Genomic DNA, 17,670 nt, shown 5'->3' with positions numbered 1-17,670 from the left:
GCACCGCCCCGAGCGCAACGCGCAGAAGCTTGCAATTCAACGGCTGATAAAGCGCCTCGCCGCGCTCAACAGACGCGGCAAGCTAAAACCGGCCGGATAGGTCCGCACGAAAGGCAGCCTCCGCCTTCAACCGCCGTAGTAATTCATCACCGCGTGCCGGGCCTCCGCGAAGAACAGCCATCGTTCCGTCAGCATGCCAAGCATGTGTGTTACAACGGCAAGCGTGGCTATGAAGGCGGTGAATGGCCCGTTTTCTGCCCCGGTTAGCAGCAGGCTGAGAAACAGCCCCGCAGGGATGACCCCACCCGCAATCAGGGCGACAAACCAAAGCTTGGCCGCATGCTTGCGCGCGACCTTGAAGCCCATTTCGCTGGTCAGGTAGTTTTCCGTGACATGTGGCCGCTCGAACAGGCGCACATGGCCGATATTGCCGAGCCCAGTCGCACTTTCAGGCGTCGACAGCGGCACCAGCCTTTTCATGTGATCGCGCCACAGCGCCTTTGCTGCCCAGGCAGCGATCAGGAAGATGATAGCCAGGACCGGAACAAGAACCGTCCGCCCGCTGCCGCAGAAAGCAAAGAACCCAGCCAGGACGAAACCGCCGGCAACGGCAAACAGCAGATAGCAGAGCGGCGTCAGCGGCGTGTGCCACGTCTGGACGGATTTCAGCGAAGCGTAGATCATGCCGGTGCAGTAGACCGTCACGAGGCACAGCACCGTGCCGAGCAGGCCGGGAAGCAGCAGATAGCGGCTTTCGAAGACCGCCATCCACGCCGAGAAGACGAGCGGCAGGAAGGTGATGATCGCCATAACACCCTCGCGCGACAGCCAGCTCGACCGCCACTGAGACAGCGCCCGCCAGGCGCGCTGCGGATTGCCGAGATGCAGCGTTGAGGACAAGAGCCCGCCGCCGATCAGCGCCAGTGCCAGCACATGGGCGAATTTCGTGGCGATTGCGGCAGGATCGAGCAGGCCGAGGCCGAGAACGGCAGCTAACCCGTAGCCGAGGCCGGAAAGCGTCGTGAAGAGGATGATCGAGGGAGCTGGATGCATGGATCAGATACGATCCAGCATGCCGTCGAGCCACGCAAAGAACCCCTTGGCACCGTCGGTGTTTTCCGCCAGCGGCAAACCCCTCGCGCTATCGGCCAATGATTTTCGCGGGCGCGGCGGCAGATATTTGTTCACCGGCCGCGTGCCCTGCTCCGGCATCAGGTCCATACCGCCACGCTGGGCAACCATGATCGAAACGTCGGATTGCGGGTCGGCAAGATCGCCGAAATGACGGGCATTGGCGGGGCATGTGCGCACGCAGGACGGCACGCGGTCCACTTCCTCAAACGTCTCGTTGTAGATGCGGTCGATGCAGAGCGTGCATTTCTTCATCACGCCGGCGGCCAGGTCCATCTCACGCGCGCCATAGGGGCAGGCCCAAGCGCAAAGACCGCAGCCTATGCACTTGTCCTCATCGACCAGCACGATGCCGTCAGCCGAGCGTTTGTAGGACGCACCGGTGGGGCACACGGTAACGCAGGGCGCGTCCTCACAATGCAGGCAGGATTTCGGGAAATGCACGATGCGCGCATCGCCCGCCTCGCCGACGATCTCGCCGCCTTCCGGTACCACTTCGAATGTGTGGACGCGATTGAGCCAAGCGCCTGAAACGTCGGCACCGTATGGGTCTTGGTCGGACAGCGCCGAGCCGTAGCCGCCGGTGTTCCATTCCTTGCAACTGACGACGCAGGCATGACATCCGACGCAGACGTCGAGGTCGATGACGAGTCCGAGTTTTTTGGGCGTCGAGTGGGCGGGCAGCATGGTCATTTCGCCCACTCCTGCCCGTAGCGCAGTTCGTCCACATGCTCATGAGCCCTGCCCGGCTCGGAGATGGCAGGAAAATGCGGTTCGCTGATCTGCGCCTTTTCCGCCGTCTCGATGCGCACGCGCAGGTCGTACCAGGCCGCCTGCCCGGTGATCGGATCGGAGTTCGACCAGCGCATGCCATCGCCTTTCGGCGGTAGAAGTTCGTGGATCAAGTGATTCATCAGGAAGCCTTTTTTGGCTTCCGGCGCATCCTCGTCCAGCCCCCAGGCGCCCTTGCGTTTGCCGATGGCGTTCCAGGTCCAGATCGTCGAGGAATTAACCGCCTCCATGCGCGCCATCTCGACCTTGATGCGGCCATGATGCGAGATGACCCAGACCCAATCGCCGTCGACAAGCCCATGCTCGTCGCAGATCGGCCCCGGCACATAGAGCGGGTTGCGGGTATGGATCTGGCGCAGCCAGGCGTTCATCGAACCCCAGGAATGATACATCGCCGCCGGCCGCTGGGTGATGGCGTGGTAGGGATAGGTCTCGCGGTCGACCAGTGCTTCCTCGAAAGGCCGATACCAGTCGGGCAGCGGCGTAAAACTGTCCAGAATGCGCTGGCGGTGCGTTTCGGGCGCGAACGGCGCGCGCAGGCCCTCGGCGGACAGGCGGAACTTCTGCAGCGGCTCGCTGTAGAGCTGGAACGTCACCGGCTGCGGCGTGTCGAAGAAGCCCATGCGCACGGCAAAATCCTGATAGGCCTGGTTCGCATGCTTGAAGAACTGCGCTTCGAGCGGGATATGCGCCGAGAAGAACGAGCCGTTTTCGATATAGCGCTTGAGCTGGTCGGGATTGGCGGCACCGCGCCCTGCTTTGTCGCCGTTCAAGCCGCGAAAACCGGCCAGCGGCCCGATGCCCGGGCGGCGCTCATGGCGCACGATGTAGTCGGCATAATCCTTGTAGATCGCGGTACCGCGCGAATCGACAAAGGCCGGCAGCTTCAGCCGTGCGCCGAGATCGATAAGCACGCTCTGGAAGCCGCGCACGTCGCGGTCGGGCTCGACCACCGGCCAGCGGATGGCATCCTGCACGGCGTCGGGCTCGGAGATCGGCCGGTCCAGCAGCGAGATGCAGTCATGCCGCTCCAGATAGGTCGTGTCGGGTAATACGAGGTCGGCATAGGCGACCATTTCGGAAGCATAGGCGTCGGAGTAGATGATCTTGGGGATGCGGTATTCGCCGGTCTCGGGGTCCTTGTCCTCCAGCATCTTCATGACTCCGGCGGTGTTCATGGAGGAGTTCCAGGCCATGTTGGCCATGTAGAGGAACAGAACGTCGATCGGATACGGATCGCCGGCATGGGCATTGGCGATGACCATATGCATCAGGCCATGCGCGGAAATCGGCGCGTCCCATGAAAACGCCTTGTCGATGCGGGTCGGCTTGCCCTCGGCATCGATCAGCAGATCCTCCGGCCCGCGCGGGAAACCCAGATGCGGCCCCGACAGCGGCTTGGCCGAGCCGAAATGCTCGGCCTTGCCATGCGGTGTCGGATGCGCCTCCAGCGGCTTCGGATAAGGCGGCTCGAAGCGGAAGGCGCCGGGGCAATCGACGGCACCGATCAGCACCTGCAGCATGTGCAGCGCGCGCGCCGTCTGGAAGCCGTTGGAATGGGCCGAAAGGCCGCGCATGGCATGGAACGATACCGGCCTGCCAACGAAATGATGGTGGCGTTCGCCGTGCACATCGGTCCACGGTTGCTCGATGGTGATCGCCTCGTCGAAGGCAACGCGAGCAATCTCGGCGGCAAGCCCGCGAATGACATCGACCGCCACCCCGGTTTCCACGGAAGCCGCTTCAGGCGCATATTTCGGATCGAGATATTTTTCGGCCAGAAGCTGGAAAGACGGCACGGCAAAACGTCCGTCCGGCAGCTCATGCCGGCCGGAAAGCGCCGGTCGTGCACCTTTCGTGCCGACGGGCACCGCGCGCTCGGTGACCGTTTCGAAGATCAGCGGCTTGCCATCGGCATCGCGCGCGAACAGGCCATGCTCGGCAGTGCCGGGTGCATCGATGACCAGCCAGGGCGCATTGGAGTAGCGGACTAGGTAATCGACATCGATCCTGCGCGCTTTCAGCAGTTCGTGCACGACCGCAAGGATCAGCAGCCCGTCCGTGCCGGGGCGGATGCCGATCCAGTTGTCGGCGACCGCCGAATAGCCGGTGCGCACGGGATTGACCGACACGAAGCGCGCGCCGTTTTTCTTGACCTTGGCGATGCCCATCTTGATCGGATTGGAATCGTGGTCTTCCGCGACCCCGAACATGACGAACAGCTTGGTCCTGTCCCAGTCGGGCGCGCCGAATTCCCAGAAGGCGCCGCCGATGGTCATGATGCCACCGGCTGCCATGTTGACCGAGCAGAAGCCGCCATGCGCCGCATAGTTGGGCGTTCCGAACTGCTGTGCCCAGAAGCCTGTGAGCGACTGCGACTGGTCGCGCCCGGTGAAGAAGGCGAGCTTCTTCGGATCGTCGTGGCGCACGCCGTCGAGCCAACCGGTAGCGATCGTCAGCGCTTCTTCCCACGAGATTTCCTGGAATTCGCCGGAGCCGCGCGGGCCTGTACGCTTCAGCGGCGCGCGCAGCCGTGCCGGTGCATAATGCTGCATGATGCCCGCCGAACCCTTCGCGCAGAGCACGCCGCGATTGACCGGATGGTCGCGGTTGCCCTCGATGTAGCGGATCTTGCCGTCCTTGATGTGCACATTGATGCCGCAACGGCAGGCGCACATGTAGCAGGTGGTCTTGCGGACCTCGTCGGCAACGGGCGTCGATAGCGCAAGACGCGGCTCGGATGTCATCGGCAGTGCTCCTCTGCCGATTCCTACAGAGCACGCGCCTGAAATGAAATGCCCGAAGGCGTCATTTCACGGCAATTTTCGTCTAGACATAAACAACATGCCGCAAAGTGATTGCGGGATATGGTCGGAACTTGGAATATCGAATCGATCAGTTGGTGACGATGATCCGCGTGTTGCCCGGTCCCATTTCCCTGACCAGGGAATAGAACTGCGCCGCATTCGAGGTCGCCAGACGCACGCAGCCATGTGATGCGGGCCGTCCGAGCTGCTTGACGTAGCCGGTGCCATGGATGGCATAGCCGCCGCGGAAGAATACCGAATAGGGCATCGGCGACATCTCGTATTTGCGCGAGTACCACATGCGGTGCATGCGCGTCGGCCGCCAGCTTCCGCGCGGCGTGGAATACCCCCTGCGCGCGGTCGATACTTTCCAGGTGTGGATCACACGGCCCTGTTTACTGACCGTCATCGTCTGTGACGAAACACTGACCCTGGCCACAAGATTATCCGCCAGAGCTGGAGAAGCCGCGCCAGAAAGCATCAGCGTAATCGCGAAAAGCATTGCTTTGTACATGTGAATAGCCCCCTCTTCTTTCCGAGGCTTTACAGTTCGCAATCCAAGAAGACTGTGAAATTCTATACACGGGGTAAATTTGCTGTGGCGAATACGTCACAGCAACGATGCAACCCGACAATCTTGCGAGCAGCAGTCCCGCTGTGCTGCCAAAATTGCGCCAGAACCCTTGGACCATTGCTCCATCCCAAGTGCCTCCGTTGACACTGCGAGGCATCGGCATAGGTTCATCCATGCGACTGGAGCGGACCAATCGCACTCCAGTACGAAACGGCGCGACTGCCTGTGCAAGCCGCCGCCACGGAGGGATGAAAAATGCAACAATATTCCCAACTTACCGGCTTGAGCCGGCGCAAACTGCTATCCCTGATCGGCATGACAGCCGGCAGTGCGGCCATGTATCAGGCCATGACCAGCATGGGGCTGGCGAGTGAGTCCGGCTACAAGGGGCCGGTCAAGCTGGAAGGCGACCCGAAGGGAGCCTCGGTGCTTATCCTGGGTTCGGGACTTGCCGGAATGACGGCCGCGCTCGAATTGAGGCAAGCCGGCTACAAGGTGCAGATACTTGAATATAACGCCCGCCCCGGCGGCCGTAACTGGACTATCCGCGGCGGCGACAGTTTTACCGACATCGCCGGCGCGACGCAGAAATGCGAGTTCGACGAAGGGCTTTACGTCAATCCGGGCCCGTGGCGCATCCCCTATCACCACAACGGCCTGCTCGCCTATTGCAAGCGGCTCGGCGTGACGTTGCAGCCTTTCCAGCAGATCAACCACAACGCCTTCCTGCATTCGTCAAAAGGCTTCGGCGGCAAGCCGCAGCGCATCCGCGACATCAAGACGGATTTCCAGGGCCACGTCTCCGAACTGCTCGCCAAGGTCACCCAGAAGGGCAAGCTCGAGGGCGATGTCACCAAGGAAGACCAGGAAATGCTGCTCGAAGCGCTCAAGTCGTGGGGCGCGCTCGACAGCGACTATTCCTACAAGCAGAGCCTGCATACGAGCGAATATCGCGGCTATGAGAAAGACCCCGGCGGTGGCCTTACCGCGGTTCCGGTGCCCGGCAAGCCGATAGATCTGTCGGACATACTGAGCTCAGGCCTCTGGGGTAGCCTGGAGAACTTTGCGCTTTATGAGTTCCAGACGACGATGTTCCAGCCGGTCGGCGGCATCGACATGATCGGCAAGGCCTTCGCCAAGGAAGTCGGCGACCTCATCACCTACAATGCCAAGGTCACCAAGATCGCGCAGGACGACAAGGGCGTGACCGTGACCTATGAGGACACGCAAAAGCCCGGAACCACCCAGCAGGCAAGTGCCGACTGGTGCGTCTGCACGATCCCGCTGACGATCCTCAGCCAGATCGAGATCAATGTCGGCGCGCCGATGCAGGCGGCGATCGAAGCCGTCCCCTACGCTTCCTCGGTCAAGGTCGGGCTGCAGTTCAAGCGTCGCTTCTGGGAAGAGGACGATCTGATCTTCGGCGGCGTCAGCTACACCGACCTGCCGATCACGCAGATTTCCTACCCGAGCACCGACTTCAACAAGGCCGGCAAGGGCGTGCTGCTCGGCTGCTACACCTGGAACGGGCCGAATTCCTACGAATTCACCTCGATGTCGCCGGAAGAACGGGTCCAGCGCGCTGTGGATTACGGCTCGCAGATCCATCCGCAATACAAGGATGAGTTCGAGAACGGCGTCTCCTGGGCCTGGCACCGCTCGCCCTTCACGCTGGGCTGCGCCGGCGACTGGACCGACGAGGCGCGCAAGGAGCACTACGAAAACCTGTGCAAGATCGACGGGCGCATCGTGCTTGCCGGCGAACACGCATCCTACATCCCGGCCTGGATGGAGGGCGCGATACTGTCCTCGCTGGATGCGATCACCCGGCTGCATCAGCGCGTGGTTGCGGGGTGACGGCCATGACGAACCATCCCTCTCCCCTCAATTCCGGAAGGCATGTCATCATGACCACCCACTCTCACCGGCCGCTCGGCCGCCTCGCCGCCACCGTCGCTTTCAGCCTGTTCGCGGTGTCGGGCGCGCTTGCCGATTCGGCGGGCGTCACCTTCAGCTCCGGCAACAACTTCACCGAAAAGACCGGTGAAGAACTCTACGCCAATGTCTGCGCCGCCTGCCACATGAGCGAAGGCCAGGGCGCGGTCGGCGCCGGCCATTATCCGGCGCTGGCCAAGAATGCCAATCTGGAGTCCAGCGGCTATCCCATCTACGTGCTGTTGAACGGTCTGAAGGGCATGCCCCCGGTCGGCAAGATGATGGACGACGATCAGATCGCTGCCGTGGTCAATTATGTCAGGACCAATTTCGGCAACGACTACAAGGATGCTGTGACGGCTGCGGACGTCGCCGGCACCCGATAATAAACGAGAGGCGGCGGAATTCTGTCTTCCGCCGCCTCTCCAATTACCGAATGAAGGAGAATGCGATGAAAAAGATGCGGATCGGCGCCGCCACGCTGGTGGCTGGCTTGATGATTGCGGGAAGCGCGCTGGCGCAAGATGTCGTGCGCCACAAGATCCCGAACTCCGACTTCCCGATCGCCCAGGCCGTCGAGGTGCCCGCGGGCAAGACAACCGTCTACGTCAGCGGTGCGGTGCCCTCGGTTGTCGATGAAAAAGCCGAGAAGGGCTCACTTGCCGCCTATGGCGATACCAAGACCCAGACCGAAACGGTGCTGAAATCCATCGAGAAGACGCTCACCGGCCTCAACCTGAAAATGAGCGACGTCATCAAGATGCAGGTGTTCCTCGTCGGCGATCCGGCCAAGGACGGCAAGATGGATTTCTCAGGCTTCATGGAAGGCTACACCCAATTCTTCGGCACCAAGGAACAGCCGAACCTGCCGACGCGCTCGGTGTTTCAAGTTGCCGGCCTCGCAGCCCCGGGTTTCCTGGTGGAGATCGAGGTGACGGCGGTGCGTCCGTAAAAGCCTTTCCACCGCTCCGGTCCGCCGGAGCGGTTTTTCCTTCCTCGACTTCACGCAAGCGATGCGCAACACTGGATGCGATCGTCAAAAAGGTTCCGGTTCGCGTCGCCCGCATGAATGAAAAGCTGCTGAAAACAATCGAGGGCCGGGTCGACGATCTTGTCGAACTCACCGCCGACCTGATCCGCTTTCCGACCATCAACCCGCCCGGCGAGGCCTATCGCCCCTGCGCCGAATATATCGGCGAACGGTTGAAGAAACGCAGCTTCGGCGTTGAATATATTCGCGGCGAAGGCACGCCCGGCGACACCGACCGCTACCCGCGCGTCAATGTCGTCGCCCGTTTCGATGGCCGCAGCCCCGGCCCGACCGTTCATTTCAACTCGCATATCGACGTGGTCGAGGCCGGCGACGGCTGGACGGTCGATCCCTTCGCCGGCGTGGTCAAAGACGGCCGGGTCTATGGCCGCGGCGCCTGCGACATGAAGGGCGGGCTGGCCGCATCGATCATCGCGGTCGAAGCCTTCATGGATGTCTATCCCGACTTTCCCGGCGCGATCGAGATTTCCGGCACTGTGGACGAGGAATCCGGCGGCTATGGCGGCGTCGCCTATCTCGCCGGCAAGGGCTATTTCTCCAAGCCGCGCGTCGATCACGTCATCATCCCCGAACCGCTGAACAAAGACCGCATCTGCCTCGGCCATCGCGGCGTGTGGTGGGCCGAAATCGAGACCATGGGCGAGATCGCCCATGGCTCGATGCCCTTCCTCGGCGACAATGCAGTGCGCCATATGGGTGCGGTGCTGCAAGCCTTCGAGGAAGAGCTATTCCCAGCGCTCGACCGCAAGCAGACAAAAATGCCGGTGGTGCCGGAGGGTGCGCGGCGCTCGACCATGAACATCAACTCGATCCATGGCGGCCAGACCGAGGATTTCCGCCCCGGCCTGCCCTCGCCCAACGTGCCGGACTGGTGCCGGCTGACCATCGACCGGCGTTTCCTGCTGGAAGAAAACATCGCCGAGGTGAAGAGCGAGGTCACGTCCATCCTCGATCGGCTGAAGCGCGAGCGGCCGAAATTCGACTACGACATCCGCGACATCATGGAAGTGCAGCCGATCATGACCGAGCGCGACGCGCCGGTGGTGAAGGCCATCGCGCAAGGCATCCACGAAATATTCGACCGCGAGCCGGATTATGTCATCTCGCCTGGCACCTACGACCAGAAGCACGTCGCCCGCATTGGCCATATCTACGATTGCATCGCCTACGGCCCCGGCATTCTCGACCTCGCCCATCGTCCCGACGAGTGGGTCGGCATCGAGGACATGGTGCAATCGGCAAAGGTGATGGCGATCGGCCTCGACCTGCTGCTGCGCGGCAAAACGCGTTGATTTTTGCGCGAATTGCTGGCGCGATTGTTTTGAAAGGAAAAAGATTTCCGTTTGAGGCCTTGGCCAGCAACAAACGTGATTTACTCGGCTGCGAATTCACGCTTCTATCCGTCGATTTCGAACGAACGGGAACCGGTTTGACCGGCAGACAACTGAGGGCAATGGGAGTTGGCGACGATGAAATCCTGGAAGACGATCCTGGCGGCAGCGGCACTCGCGCTGGCTTCAAGCACGGCGGCAATGGCCGCGCGCACCGATCTCGTGCTCGGCGTGGTCCTTGAGCCGCCGCATCTCGACCCGACGGCGGGTGCTGCCGCAGCCATCGACGAAGTCGTCTACGCCAACGTCTTCGAAGGTCTGACGCGCATCGGCTCCAAGGGCGAGATTCTGCCTGACCTCGCCGAAAGCTGGACCGTCTCCGACGACGGCAAGGTGTATACGTTCAAGCTCCATACCGGCGTGAAATTCCATGACGGCACCGACTTCAACGCCGACGACGTGAAATTCTCGCTCGACCGCGCCCGCGCCGAAAATTCGACCAATGCGCAGAAGACCCTGTTTGCGGCAATCGACACCGTCGAAGTCATCGATCCGGCAACCGTGAAGGTGACGCTGAAGCAGCCGCAGGGCTCGTTCCTCTACAATCTCGGCTGGGGCGACGCGGTGATCGTGGCGCCGGAATCGGCTGAGACCAACAAGGAAAAGCCGATCGGCACCGGACCGTTCAAATTCGAAAGCTGGGCCAAGGGTTCTTCGATCAAGCTCGTCAAGGCCGACGGCTATTGGGGCGATCCCGTATTCCTCGACAAGGCCGAGTTCCGCATCATCCCCGATGCCGCAGCCGCGATCCCTGCCCTGCTTTCGGGCGACGTGCAGGCGTTCCCCAACATGCCGCTGGGCGATGGCCTGCCGCAGATACAGTCCGATCCGCGCTTCAAGGTGGTGATCGGCTCGACGGAAGGCGAAACCATTCTGTCGATGAACAACAAGAAGCCGCCCTTCGACAATCTGAAGGTGCGCCAGGCCATCTCCTATGCGCTCGATCGCAAGGCGATCATCGACGGCGCCTCGAACGGTTTCGGCACACCGATCGGCTCGCATTTCGCTCCGCACAATCCGGCCTATGTCGACCTCACCGGCACCTATCCGCACGATGTCGCCAAGGCCAAGGAACTGCTGAAGGAGGCCGGTCTCGAAAACGGCTTCAAGACCACGCTGAAGCTGCCGCCTCCGCCCTATGCGCGTGACGGTGGCCAGATCATCGCGTCGGAACTGCGCGAGATCGGCATCGACGCCGAGATCATCCCGCTCGAATGGGCCGACTGGCTGAAGCAGGTCTTCACCGAGAAGGACTACGACATGTCGATCGTCTCGCACACCGAGCCGAACGACATCGATATCTATTCGCGCAAGGATTATTACTTCAACTACGACAATCCGGCCTTCAACAAGGTCATCGAAGAGTTGAACCTGACCTCCGACGAGGCCAAGCGCAAGGAACTCTACGGCCAGGCCCAAAAAATCCTCGCCGACGACGCCGTGGTCGGTTTCCTGTTCGAATTGCCCAAGATCGGCGTCTGGGACGCCAAGGTCGAGGGACTGTGGGACAACGCGCCGATCCAGGCGACGGATCTGACCAAGGTGAAGTGGGCGGATTGATCTTATAAAATTGAGGTCATCGCTTGACGTTGCCCCCCTCTGTCCTGCCGGACATCTCCCCCACAGGTGGGGAGATCAGATGTCTTGACGGATTTCGCCAGCCTTCGACCTGGCAGGAAGAGCTGCAAGGTAGCTGCCGGCTGATCTCCCCACCTGTGGGGGAGATGTCCGGCAGGACAGAGGGGGGCAACGTAGGGCGCTTCATCAACGTGTTGAACGCGGTCCAAACCACATGACCGCCTATCTCCTCAAACGCCTGCTGATCGGCATCGCGACGCTCGCAGTCGCTTCCATCGTCGTGTTTTCCATGCTGGAAATCGTACCGGGCGACCCCGCCCGGCTGATGCTCGGCATGAACGCCACGCCGGACGCGGTGCAGGCGTTGCGTGACCAGATGGGTCTCGACCAGCCGGTGATCGTCCGCTATTTCGAATGGATCGGCGGCTTGCTGACGCTGGATTTCGGCAAGTCCTACACCTATTCGGTGCCGGTCCTCGATCTCGTCACCGAGCGCGTCGTGGTATCGCTGCCGCTGGCGCTGATCGCGCTGGCGCTGTCGACGCTGATCGCCATTCCCGTCGGCATTTTTTCCGCCGAACGGCGCGGCCGCGCAGCCGACACCATCTCGATGGGCGCAGCCCAGATCGGCGTTGCGGTTCCAAACTTCTGGTTCGCGCTGCTGCTTATCTACATTTTCGCCGTCTGGCTGCGGTTGGTGCCCGCCGGCGGCTTTCCTGGCTGGAGCGCAGGCATCTGGCCGGCGCTGAAGGCTCTGATCTTGCCAGCCATTGCGCTGGCCCTGCCGCAAGCGGCGATCCTCGCCCGCGTGACGCGCTCGGCCATGCTGGAAGTGCTTGGCGAGGACTATATCCGCACCGCCCGCGCCAAGGGCATGCCGCGCCGCACGGTCCTGTGGCGGCATGCGCTGCGCAATGCGATGATCCCGGTGCTGACCATTCTCGGCCTGCAATTCGCTTTCCTGCTTGCCGGCACGATCATCATCGAGAATGTGTTTTATCTCCCCGGCCTCGGCCGGCTGATCTTCCAGGCCATCACCCAGCGCGACCTGATCGTGGTCGAAAGCGTCGTCATGCTGCTGGTCGCCATGGTCGTCGTCGTCAACCTGCTGGTCGATCTCTCCTACGCGATCGTTGATCCTCGCCTGAGGACCAACCGATGACGATGCCGGCAGCCGAACCAACCAACAGCCAAGAGGCCGGCTTCGTCGCGCAGGCATTGCGCAACCGGTCCTTCCTCATCGGCTTCGTCATCACCGTGTTCATCGCCGGCATGGCTTTGCTATCGTTCTTCTGGACGCCCTACGACGTGACGAAACTGATCGTCGCCGACCGCATGCTGCCGCCCTCGGCAACCCATTTGTTCGGCACCGACCAGTTCGGCCGCGACGTGCTGTCGATGATCATGGTGGGCGCGCGCAGTTCCATCGCGGTAGCGCTTGTCGCGGTCGGCATCGGCATGGGGCTCGGCGTGCCGCTCGGTTGCTGGGCTGCGGCTCGCGGTGGCATCGTCGATGATCTGTTGATGCGGTTCAATGATGTGGTCTTCGCCTTTCCTGCCTTGCTTTCAGCAATCATCATCACGGCTATCCTCGGGCCAAGCGCGACCAACGCCGTTATCGCCATCGGCATCTTCAACATCCCGGTTTTCGCCCGCGTCGCGCGCGCCGGCGCGCTGGCCATCTGGCCGCGCGAATTCATCCTCGCCGCCCGCGCTGCCGGAAAGAACAGGACGCAGATCACCGTCGAACACATATTGCCCAACATCGCCAACCTTTTGCTGGTGCAGGGCACGATCCAGTTCGCGCTCGGCATATTGGCCGAGGCCGGCCTGTCCTATGTCGGGCTCGGCGTGCAGCCGCCCATGCCGAGTTGGGGGCGCATGCTGTTCGATGCGCAGACGCGCATGATGGTGGCACCCTATCTGGCGCTGATCCCCGGCTTTGCCATCGTCTTCACCGTGCTCGGCCTCAACCTGCTCGGCGACGGCATCAGCGACATCATCGACCCCAAACTGCGGCGGCAGCGATGAGCCTGCTGGAAATCGAAAACCTGACGCTGTCGATCGGCAAAACCCCGATCCTGAAAAATATCGACCTGACGCTCAGTGCCGGCGAGGTCATGGGGCTGGTCGGCGAGTCCGGCTCCGGCAAATCGATGACAGCGCTGACCATCATGCGGCTTCTGCCGCAGGCCGCGCACGCGCAGGGCAAGGTCCGCTTCGACGGCATCGACATTCTGGCTGCGACCGAAGACCAGATGTGCGCCCTGCGCGGCGACGATATCGGCATGGTGTTCCAGGAGCCGATGACCGCGCTGAACCCGGTCAAGACGATCGGCGAGCAGGTCGCGGAAGGCATACGCTGGCACACCGGCGCGAACCGTGCGGAAGCCGAAGAACGCGCCCGAAAAATCCTCGACCGCGTCGGCCTGCCCGAGGCAAAATTCCCGCTGTCGCGCTATCCGCATGAACTGTCCGGCGGCCAGCGCCAGCGCGTGGTCATCGCGATTGCCTGCGCGCTGAAACCAAAACTGCTAATTGCCGACGAGCCGACCACCGCGCTCGACGTTGTTTTACAGGCGCAAATCCTCGACCTGCTGCGCGATCTGGTCGACGAGAACCGCATGGCGCTGCTGCTGATCTCGCATGATCTGGCGGTCGTTACCGAAATGGCAGACCGCATAACTATCCTGCGCAATGGTGAGGTGATGGAAGAAGGCGACACGGCGCGAACGCTGTCGGAGCAGTCCCATCCCTATACGCGCCAGCTGGCTTTGGCGTCGATGCATGTCCCCGCGCGCCGCCCTTTCTCCCCTCTCGAGGGGGAGATGTCGCCAAAGGCGACAGAGAGGGTTGGCGCAGGAGGAACCGCCCATGGGCCGAGCACTGCCGAGGTGACCCCCTCTGGCCGCTCCGCGGCCATCTCCCCCTCAAGGGGGGAGAGAACGCCGCTACTCGTCGTTGAAAACGTTACGCGCGACTATCCCGGCAGACGCACATCACTATTCCGAAAGCCGGAACCGGTTCGTGCCGTGAACGACGTTTCCTTCGCAATGAAACAGGGCCAGTCGACAGCGCTGGTCGGGCGTTCAGGCTGCGGAAAATCGACGCTTGCCCGCATGATCCTGGCGCTCGACAAGCCGACCGACGGCGCCATTCGCTTCATGGGTGAAACGCTGACGGGCAAGGACGAGGCCCAGCTAAAACCGGCGCGCCGCAATATGCAGGTGGTGTTTCAGGACCCCTACGGCTCGTTCAATCCCCGCCACAAGGTCGAACGGCTGGTGGCCGAGCCGCTGCATGTACTGGAAAGACAGCCCGAAGCCGGCGAGCGGCGCGAGATGGTGGCGCGCGCGCTGCACGAAGTCGGCCTGAAGCCGGCCGACATGGACAAATATCCGCACGAATTTTCCGGTGGCCAGCGCCAGCGCCTGTCGATCGCCCGCGCCATCATCACACGGCCGAAGCTCGTCGTCGCCGACGAGCCCGTCTCAGCGCTGGACGTGTCGATCCGGGCGCAGATCCTCGACCTGTTCGCCGATCTCAACCAGCGGCTCGGCGTCGCCTACCTCTTCATCACGCACGACCTATCGGTCGCCCGCGCCATCACCGACGAGGTCATGGTCATGCATGAGGGAAAAATCGTCGAGCGCGGCAGGACGGGTGAGGTTCTCGACAATCCGCAGTCGGAGGCCGGAAAGGCGCTGGTTGCCGCAACGCCGGATCTGCGCCGGGCGATTGCCAGGCGCTTGCAGGAACAGGGGTGAGCAGCCGGTTCGCGGAACGCGAATTCATCGTGCCAGTGGCACGATGAAAGGCCAGCGAACGCCGGGACGATGCGAAGCATCGGGGACCCGGCCGGGCGGCCTATCCACTAATCTCAACCCTCAGGCTTAACCACATCCACCGGGCTGATCCCCAGCATATCCAGCGTGCGCCGCAGCAGCCGCACTTCGTTTTCCGCTAGCTGGTGGTCCGCCTTGGCGATCTCGGCCATATGGCGGGCGAGCAGTTTGCGCCGCTCGATATCCAGGTCGCGGAACAGCGCCACAGCCTGTGCCCCGGTGGTTTCGTAGCCATAATCGTTGAGATATTCGACAACCGCATCGAGGCTATCGCCCCCGATGCCGAAGGATTCCTCGCAGATGCGGCGGAACACCACCATCTCGCTCTCGCTGACAGTGCCGTCCGCGAGGATCATTCGAAACAGCAGAAGCAGTTCCGCCGACAGCACCGGATCGTCGGCAACCTTGCGGACACCGGGGTCGCCCTCGAAGAGATTGCGTATTTGCGTCAGCAAGCTGGCAGCCATGGAATCCTCGTTTCTCTCCCTCATGACGATGAGTAGCGTGAAATCCGCCTTGCGCAAACGGGTCTCCTGTGGTCGAAGCGGTTAATTCTTCCCACCAGTCAATCCCATGTTCGACATTGCTTCCGAAACAATCGCGCTTCTTGCTGCGGCGGCCTTCATTGCTGGCTTCATCGATTCGATCGCCGGCGGCGGTGGGCTGATCACCATCCCGGCGCTGTTGCTGGCCGGTTTCTCGCCGATCGAGACGCTCGGCACCAACAAGCTGCAAGGTCTGTTCGGCACGGGCTCGGCCACGATCACCTACGCCGCCAAGGGACATGTCGACCTGAAAAAGCAATTGCCGTCGGCGTTGCTGGCCTGTCTCGGCAGCGTTCTTGGGGCCCTTCTGGCAACCGTCCTGCCCAGCGACCTGCTGCGTCTCGTATTGCCCATCGTGTTGATTGCAATCGCGCTTTATTTTGCGCTGAAGCCGAATATGGATGATGTCGACCGCGTGCAGCGCCTGACGCCCTTCCTGTTCGGGCTGACGATCGTGCCGGCAATCGGCTTTTATGACGGCGTTTTCGGCCCCGGGACCGGCTCTTTCCTGATGCTTTCCTTCGTAGCACTGGCCGGCTACGGCATGCTCAAGGCGACGGCGCATACCAAGCTTCTCAACTTCGCGTCGAACATCGGCGGCTTTGCCGTGTTTGCAGTTGTCGGCGTTGTCTCGTGGAAGATCGGGCTGATGATGGGCGTCGCGCAGTTTCTCGGCGCGCGTGTAGGCGCCAGCCTGGCGATCAAGAGCGGTGCGAAGCTGATCAAACCGCTATTGGTCCTGACCTGCATAGCGCTCGCGATCAAGCTGCTGGCGGACCCGACCAACCCACTGCGGACGATGTTTGGTGTCTGAGCGCCCAGAGGTTACACTCTCATTGCACGAATCATGCGGAGGGAGACAACCATGAATCTCAGTGCGCCCACCCAAATCGTTTTCCTGATTTCACTCGTGATCGCCGTAATCGGTGTCATAGCCGCGCTCGGTGTTCTTGCGTTCATTCCTCTGGCGTCAGTCTGGATCTTGACCATCGCCTATATCGTCCTTGCGGCAGGCTGCCTGCTGAAGGGCGTCTAGAACTTTTACAAAAGCATCCGGCACATTGTCGGGTGCTTTTGGTCACCACACGGTTCTGCTAGATTCGGCGTGAAGGAAACGCCGAATGAGCGAATTATCCGAAACGCGTTCGATACTGGCTGCGCCTCAAGCGGGCGCCTTCGAGATGGTGCAACATGCGCCGGACGCTGCTTTGACCGGTCTGGTCACGCGCATCACCGGCTATCGCGAACTCGTGGCCGGGCATTTTCGCCAGACCGAGGCCGCCTCGCTGACGGTGCCGCTGATCATCAGCTTCGGCGGTGCGTTTTCGATCGGGCTTGGCCGAACGCCAGGTTTCGAAGACAGGGTAACAAGCTTCGCCGCCGGCCTGTTTGCCGGACCGGTCGTCATCGACTCCTTCGGTGACGCCCATTGCATCCAGATCGATTTCACGCCGCTCGGTGCACGGCGGTTCTTCGGTATGCCTATGACCGAGTTGACCGGTCGAATGATCGACCTCGGCGACGTGATGGGACGCGAAGGTCGCAACTTGCGCGAACGCTTGAGCGATGTGGCAACGTGGGATCAGCGTCTTGCAATGGCCCAGCGTTTTGTAACCCGACGCCTTGCCGGCGCGGCGCGAGCACCCTCCCCGGTTTCCTGGGCTTTCGACCGTCTGATGGCGAGTGGTGGGCGCATGCCGATCAGCAGGCTTGCGACGGAAATCGGCTGGAGCCGCAAACATCTTGCCAATCGCTTTGCCGCCGAGATCGGGATCGGACCCAAAACGCTGTCACGCATCGTCCGCTTCAACCACGTCCTGACCCTTTCCAAGAGCAGTCAGGGAGATGGATGGGCTGGCATTGCTGCCGAATGCGGCTATGCCGATCAGGCCCATATGGCCCGCGACTTTCACGAACTGGCCGGCACCACGCCTGCTGCTTGGCTGGCGCAAGCCGCATGAACGGGTAACATTTCTTCAAGACGGTGGAACGGCGCTTCGCCACAATGGGTTCAATTGACA

16 protein-coding genes are annotated in these 17,670 nt (G+C 61.9%); 11 read left to right on the top strand and 5 right to left on the bottom strand.

Annotated features, from left to right (window positions below; all coding sequences use genetic code 11):
* Positions 1 to 126: 126 nt before the first annotated feature.
* From G6N74_RS00185 to G6N74_RS00170, 4 genes are all read right to left on the bottom strand, one after another.
* Positions 127 to 1,053 carry a dimethyl sulfoxide reductase anchor subunit family protein gene (locus G6N74_RS00185; protein ID WP_165113056.1) on the bottom strand — a complete coding sequence of 309 codons (927 nt, stop codon included), beginning with the start codon at positions 1,051 to 1,053 and terminating at the stop codon, positions 127 to 129.
* A 3-nt stretch (positions 1,054 to 1,056) separates the two neighbouring features.
* Positions 1,057 to 1,824, bottom strand: coding sequence for a 4Fe-4S dicluster domain-containing protein (locus G6N74_RS00180; protein ID WP_165113054.1), 768 nt, complete (start codon positions 1,822 to 1,824; stop codon positions 1,057 to 1,059).
* Positions 1,821 to 4,670: a molybdopterin oxidoreductase family protein gene (locus G6N74_RS00175; RefSeq protein ID WP_165113052.1), complete on the bottom strand. Its 2,850-nt coding sequence runs from the start codon at positions 4,668 to 4,670 to the stop codon at positions 1,821 to 1,823. Before G6N74_RS00175 ends, G6N74_RS00180 begins: the two co-directional genes overlap by 4 nt.
* 148 nt (positions 4,671 to 4,818) lie before the next feature.
* Positions 4,819 to 5,244 carry a L,D-transpeptidase gene (locus tag G6N74_RS00170; protein WP_165113050.1) on the bottom strand — a complete coding sequence of 142 codons (426 nt, stop codon included), beginning with the start codon at positions 5,242 to 5,244 and terminating at the stop codon, positions 4,819 to 4,821.
* Between the two features lie 315 nt (positions 5,245 to 5,559).
* Here G6N74_RS00170 and G6N74_RS00165 point away from each other — a divergent pair, with 315 nt between their 5' ends.
* The 8 genes from G6N74_RS00165 to G6N74_RS00130 all read left to right on the top strand — a co-directional run bounded on the left by G6N74_RS00165 (position 5,560) and on the right by G6N74_RS00130 (position 15,026).
* The gene (locus G6N74_RS00165; protein ID WP_165113048.1) at positions 5,560 to 7,161 is read left to right on the top strand and encodes a flavin monoamine oxidase family protein; all 1,602 of its coding nucleotides are present in this window, start codon (positions 5,560 to 5,562) and stop codon (positions 7,159 to 7,161) included.
* Between the two features lie 50 nt (positions 7,162 to 7,211).
* Positions 7,212 to 7,625, top strand: a complete 414-nt coding sequence (locus G6N74_RS00160) for a c-type cytochrome (RefSeq protein WP_165113046.1) — start codon at positions 7,212 to 7,214, stop codon at positions 7,623 to 7,625.
* Between the two features lie 65 nt (positions 7,626 to 7,690).
* Positions 7,691 to 8,191 carry a RidA family protein gene (locus tag G6N74_RS00155; protein WP_165113044.1) on the top strand — a complete coding sequence of 167 codons (501 nt, stop codon included), beginning with the start codon at positions 7,691 to 7,693 and terminating at the stop codon, positions 8,189 to 8,191.
* Positions 8,192 to 8,304: 113 nt separating this feature from the next.
* Positions 8,305 to 9,582: an acetylornithine deacetylase/succinyl-diaminopimelate desuccinylase family protein gene (locus tag G6N74_RS00150; protein WP_165113042.1), complete on the top strand. Its 1,278-nt coding sequence runs from the start codon at positions 8,305 to 8,307 to the stop codon at positions 9,580 to 9,582.
* A gap of 177 nt (positions 9,583 to 9,759) precedes the next feature.
* Positions 9,760 to 11,241 (top strand): ABC transporter substrate-binding protein, encoded by a 1,482-nt coding sequence (locus tag G6N74_RS00145; protein WP_165113040.1) that lies wholly within the window; start codon positions 9,760 to 9,762, stop codon positions 11,239 to 11,241.
* A gap of 232 nt (positions 11,242 to 11,473) precedes the next feature.
* Positions 11,474 to 12,421, top strand: coding sequence for an ABC transporter permease (locus G6N74_RS00140; RefSeq protein WP_165113038.1), 948 nt, complete (start codon positions 11,474 to 11,476; stop codon positions 12,419 to 12,421).
* Complete coding sequence (locus G6N74_RS00135; RefSeq protein ID WP_376767668.1) at positions 12,418 to 13,290, top strand: ABC transporter permease; 873 nt, start codon at positions 12,418 to 12,420, stop codon at positions 13,288 to 13,290. The genes G6N74_RS00140 and G6N74_RS00135 overlap by 4 nt, the downstream gene beginning before the upstream one ends.
* A complete protein-coding gene (locus G6N74_RS00130) occupies positions 13,287 to 15,026 on the top strand; it encodes an ABC transporter ATP-binding protein (RefSeq protein ID WP_165113036.1) in 1,740 nt (579 codons plus the stop codon). Before G6N74_RS00135 ends, G6N74_RS00130 begins: the two co-directional genes overlap by 4 nt.
* A gap of 113 nt (positions 15,027 to 15,139) precedes the next feature.
* Here G6N74_RS00130 and G6N74_RS00125 read toward each other — a convergent pair whose 3' ends face one another.
* Entirely contained in the window at positions 15,140 to 15,571 is a 432-nt protein-coding gene (locus G6N74_RS00125) for a tellurite resistance TerB family protein (RefSeq protein ID WP_165113034.1), read from the bottom strand.
* 106 nt (positions 15,572 to 15,677) lie between these two features.
* Here G6N74_RS00125 and G6N74_RS00120 point away from each other — a divergent pair, with 106 nt between their 5' ends.
* The 3 genes from G6N74_RS00120 to G6N74_RS00110 all read left to right on the top strand — a co-directional run bounded on the left by G6N74_RS00120 (position 15,678) and on the right by G6N74_RS00110 (position 17,610).
* Entirely contained in the window at positions 15,678 to 16,463 is a 786-nt protein-coding gene (locus G6N74_RS00120; RefSeq protein ID WP_165113032.1) for a TSUP family transporter, read from the top strand.
* A 51-nt stretch (positions 16,464 to 16,514) separates the two neighbouring features.
* Complete coding sequence (locus G6N74_RS00115; RefSeq protein ID WP_091912345.1) at positions 16,515 to 16,685, top strand: hypothetical protein; 171 nt, start codon at positions 16,515 to 16,517, stop codon at positions 16,683 to 16,685.
* 85 nt (positions 16,686 to 16,770) lie between these two features.
* The gene (locus tag G6N74_RS00110; protein ID WP_165113030.1) at positions 16,771 to 17,610 is read left to right on the top strand and encodes an AraC family transcriptional regulator; all 840 of its coding nucleotides are present in this window, start codon (positions 16,771 to 16,773) and stop codon (positions 17,608 to 17,610) included.
* Positions 17,611 to 17,670: the final 60 nt, after the last annotated feature.

Source organism: Mesorhizobium zhangyense, from assembly GCF_011045115.1.
GTDB lineage: Bacteria > Pseudomonadota > Alphaproteobacteria > Rhizobiales > Rhizobiaceae > Mesorhizobium_M > Mesorhizobium_M zhangyense.
Note: the sequence above shows the minus strand (reverse complement) of the source record. Positions and strands in the feature narration are given on the sequence as shown.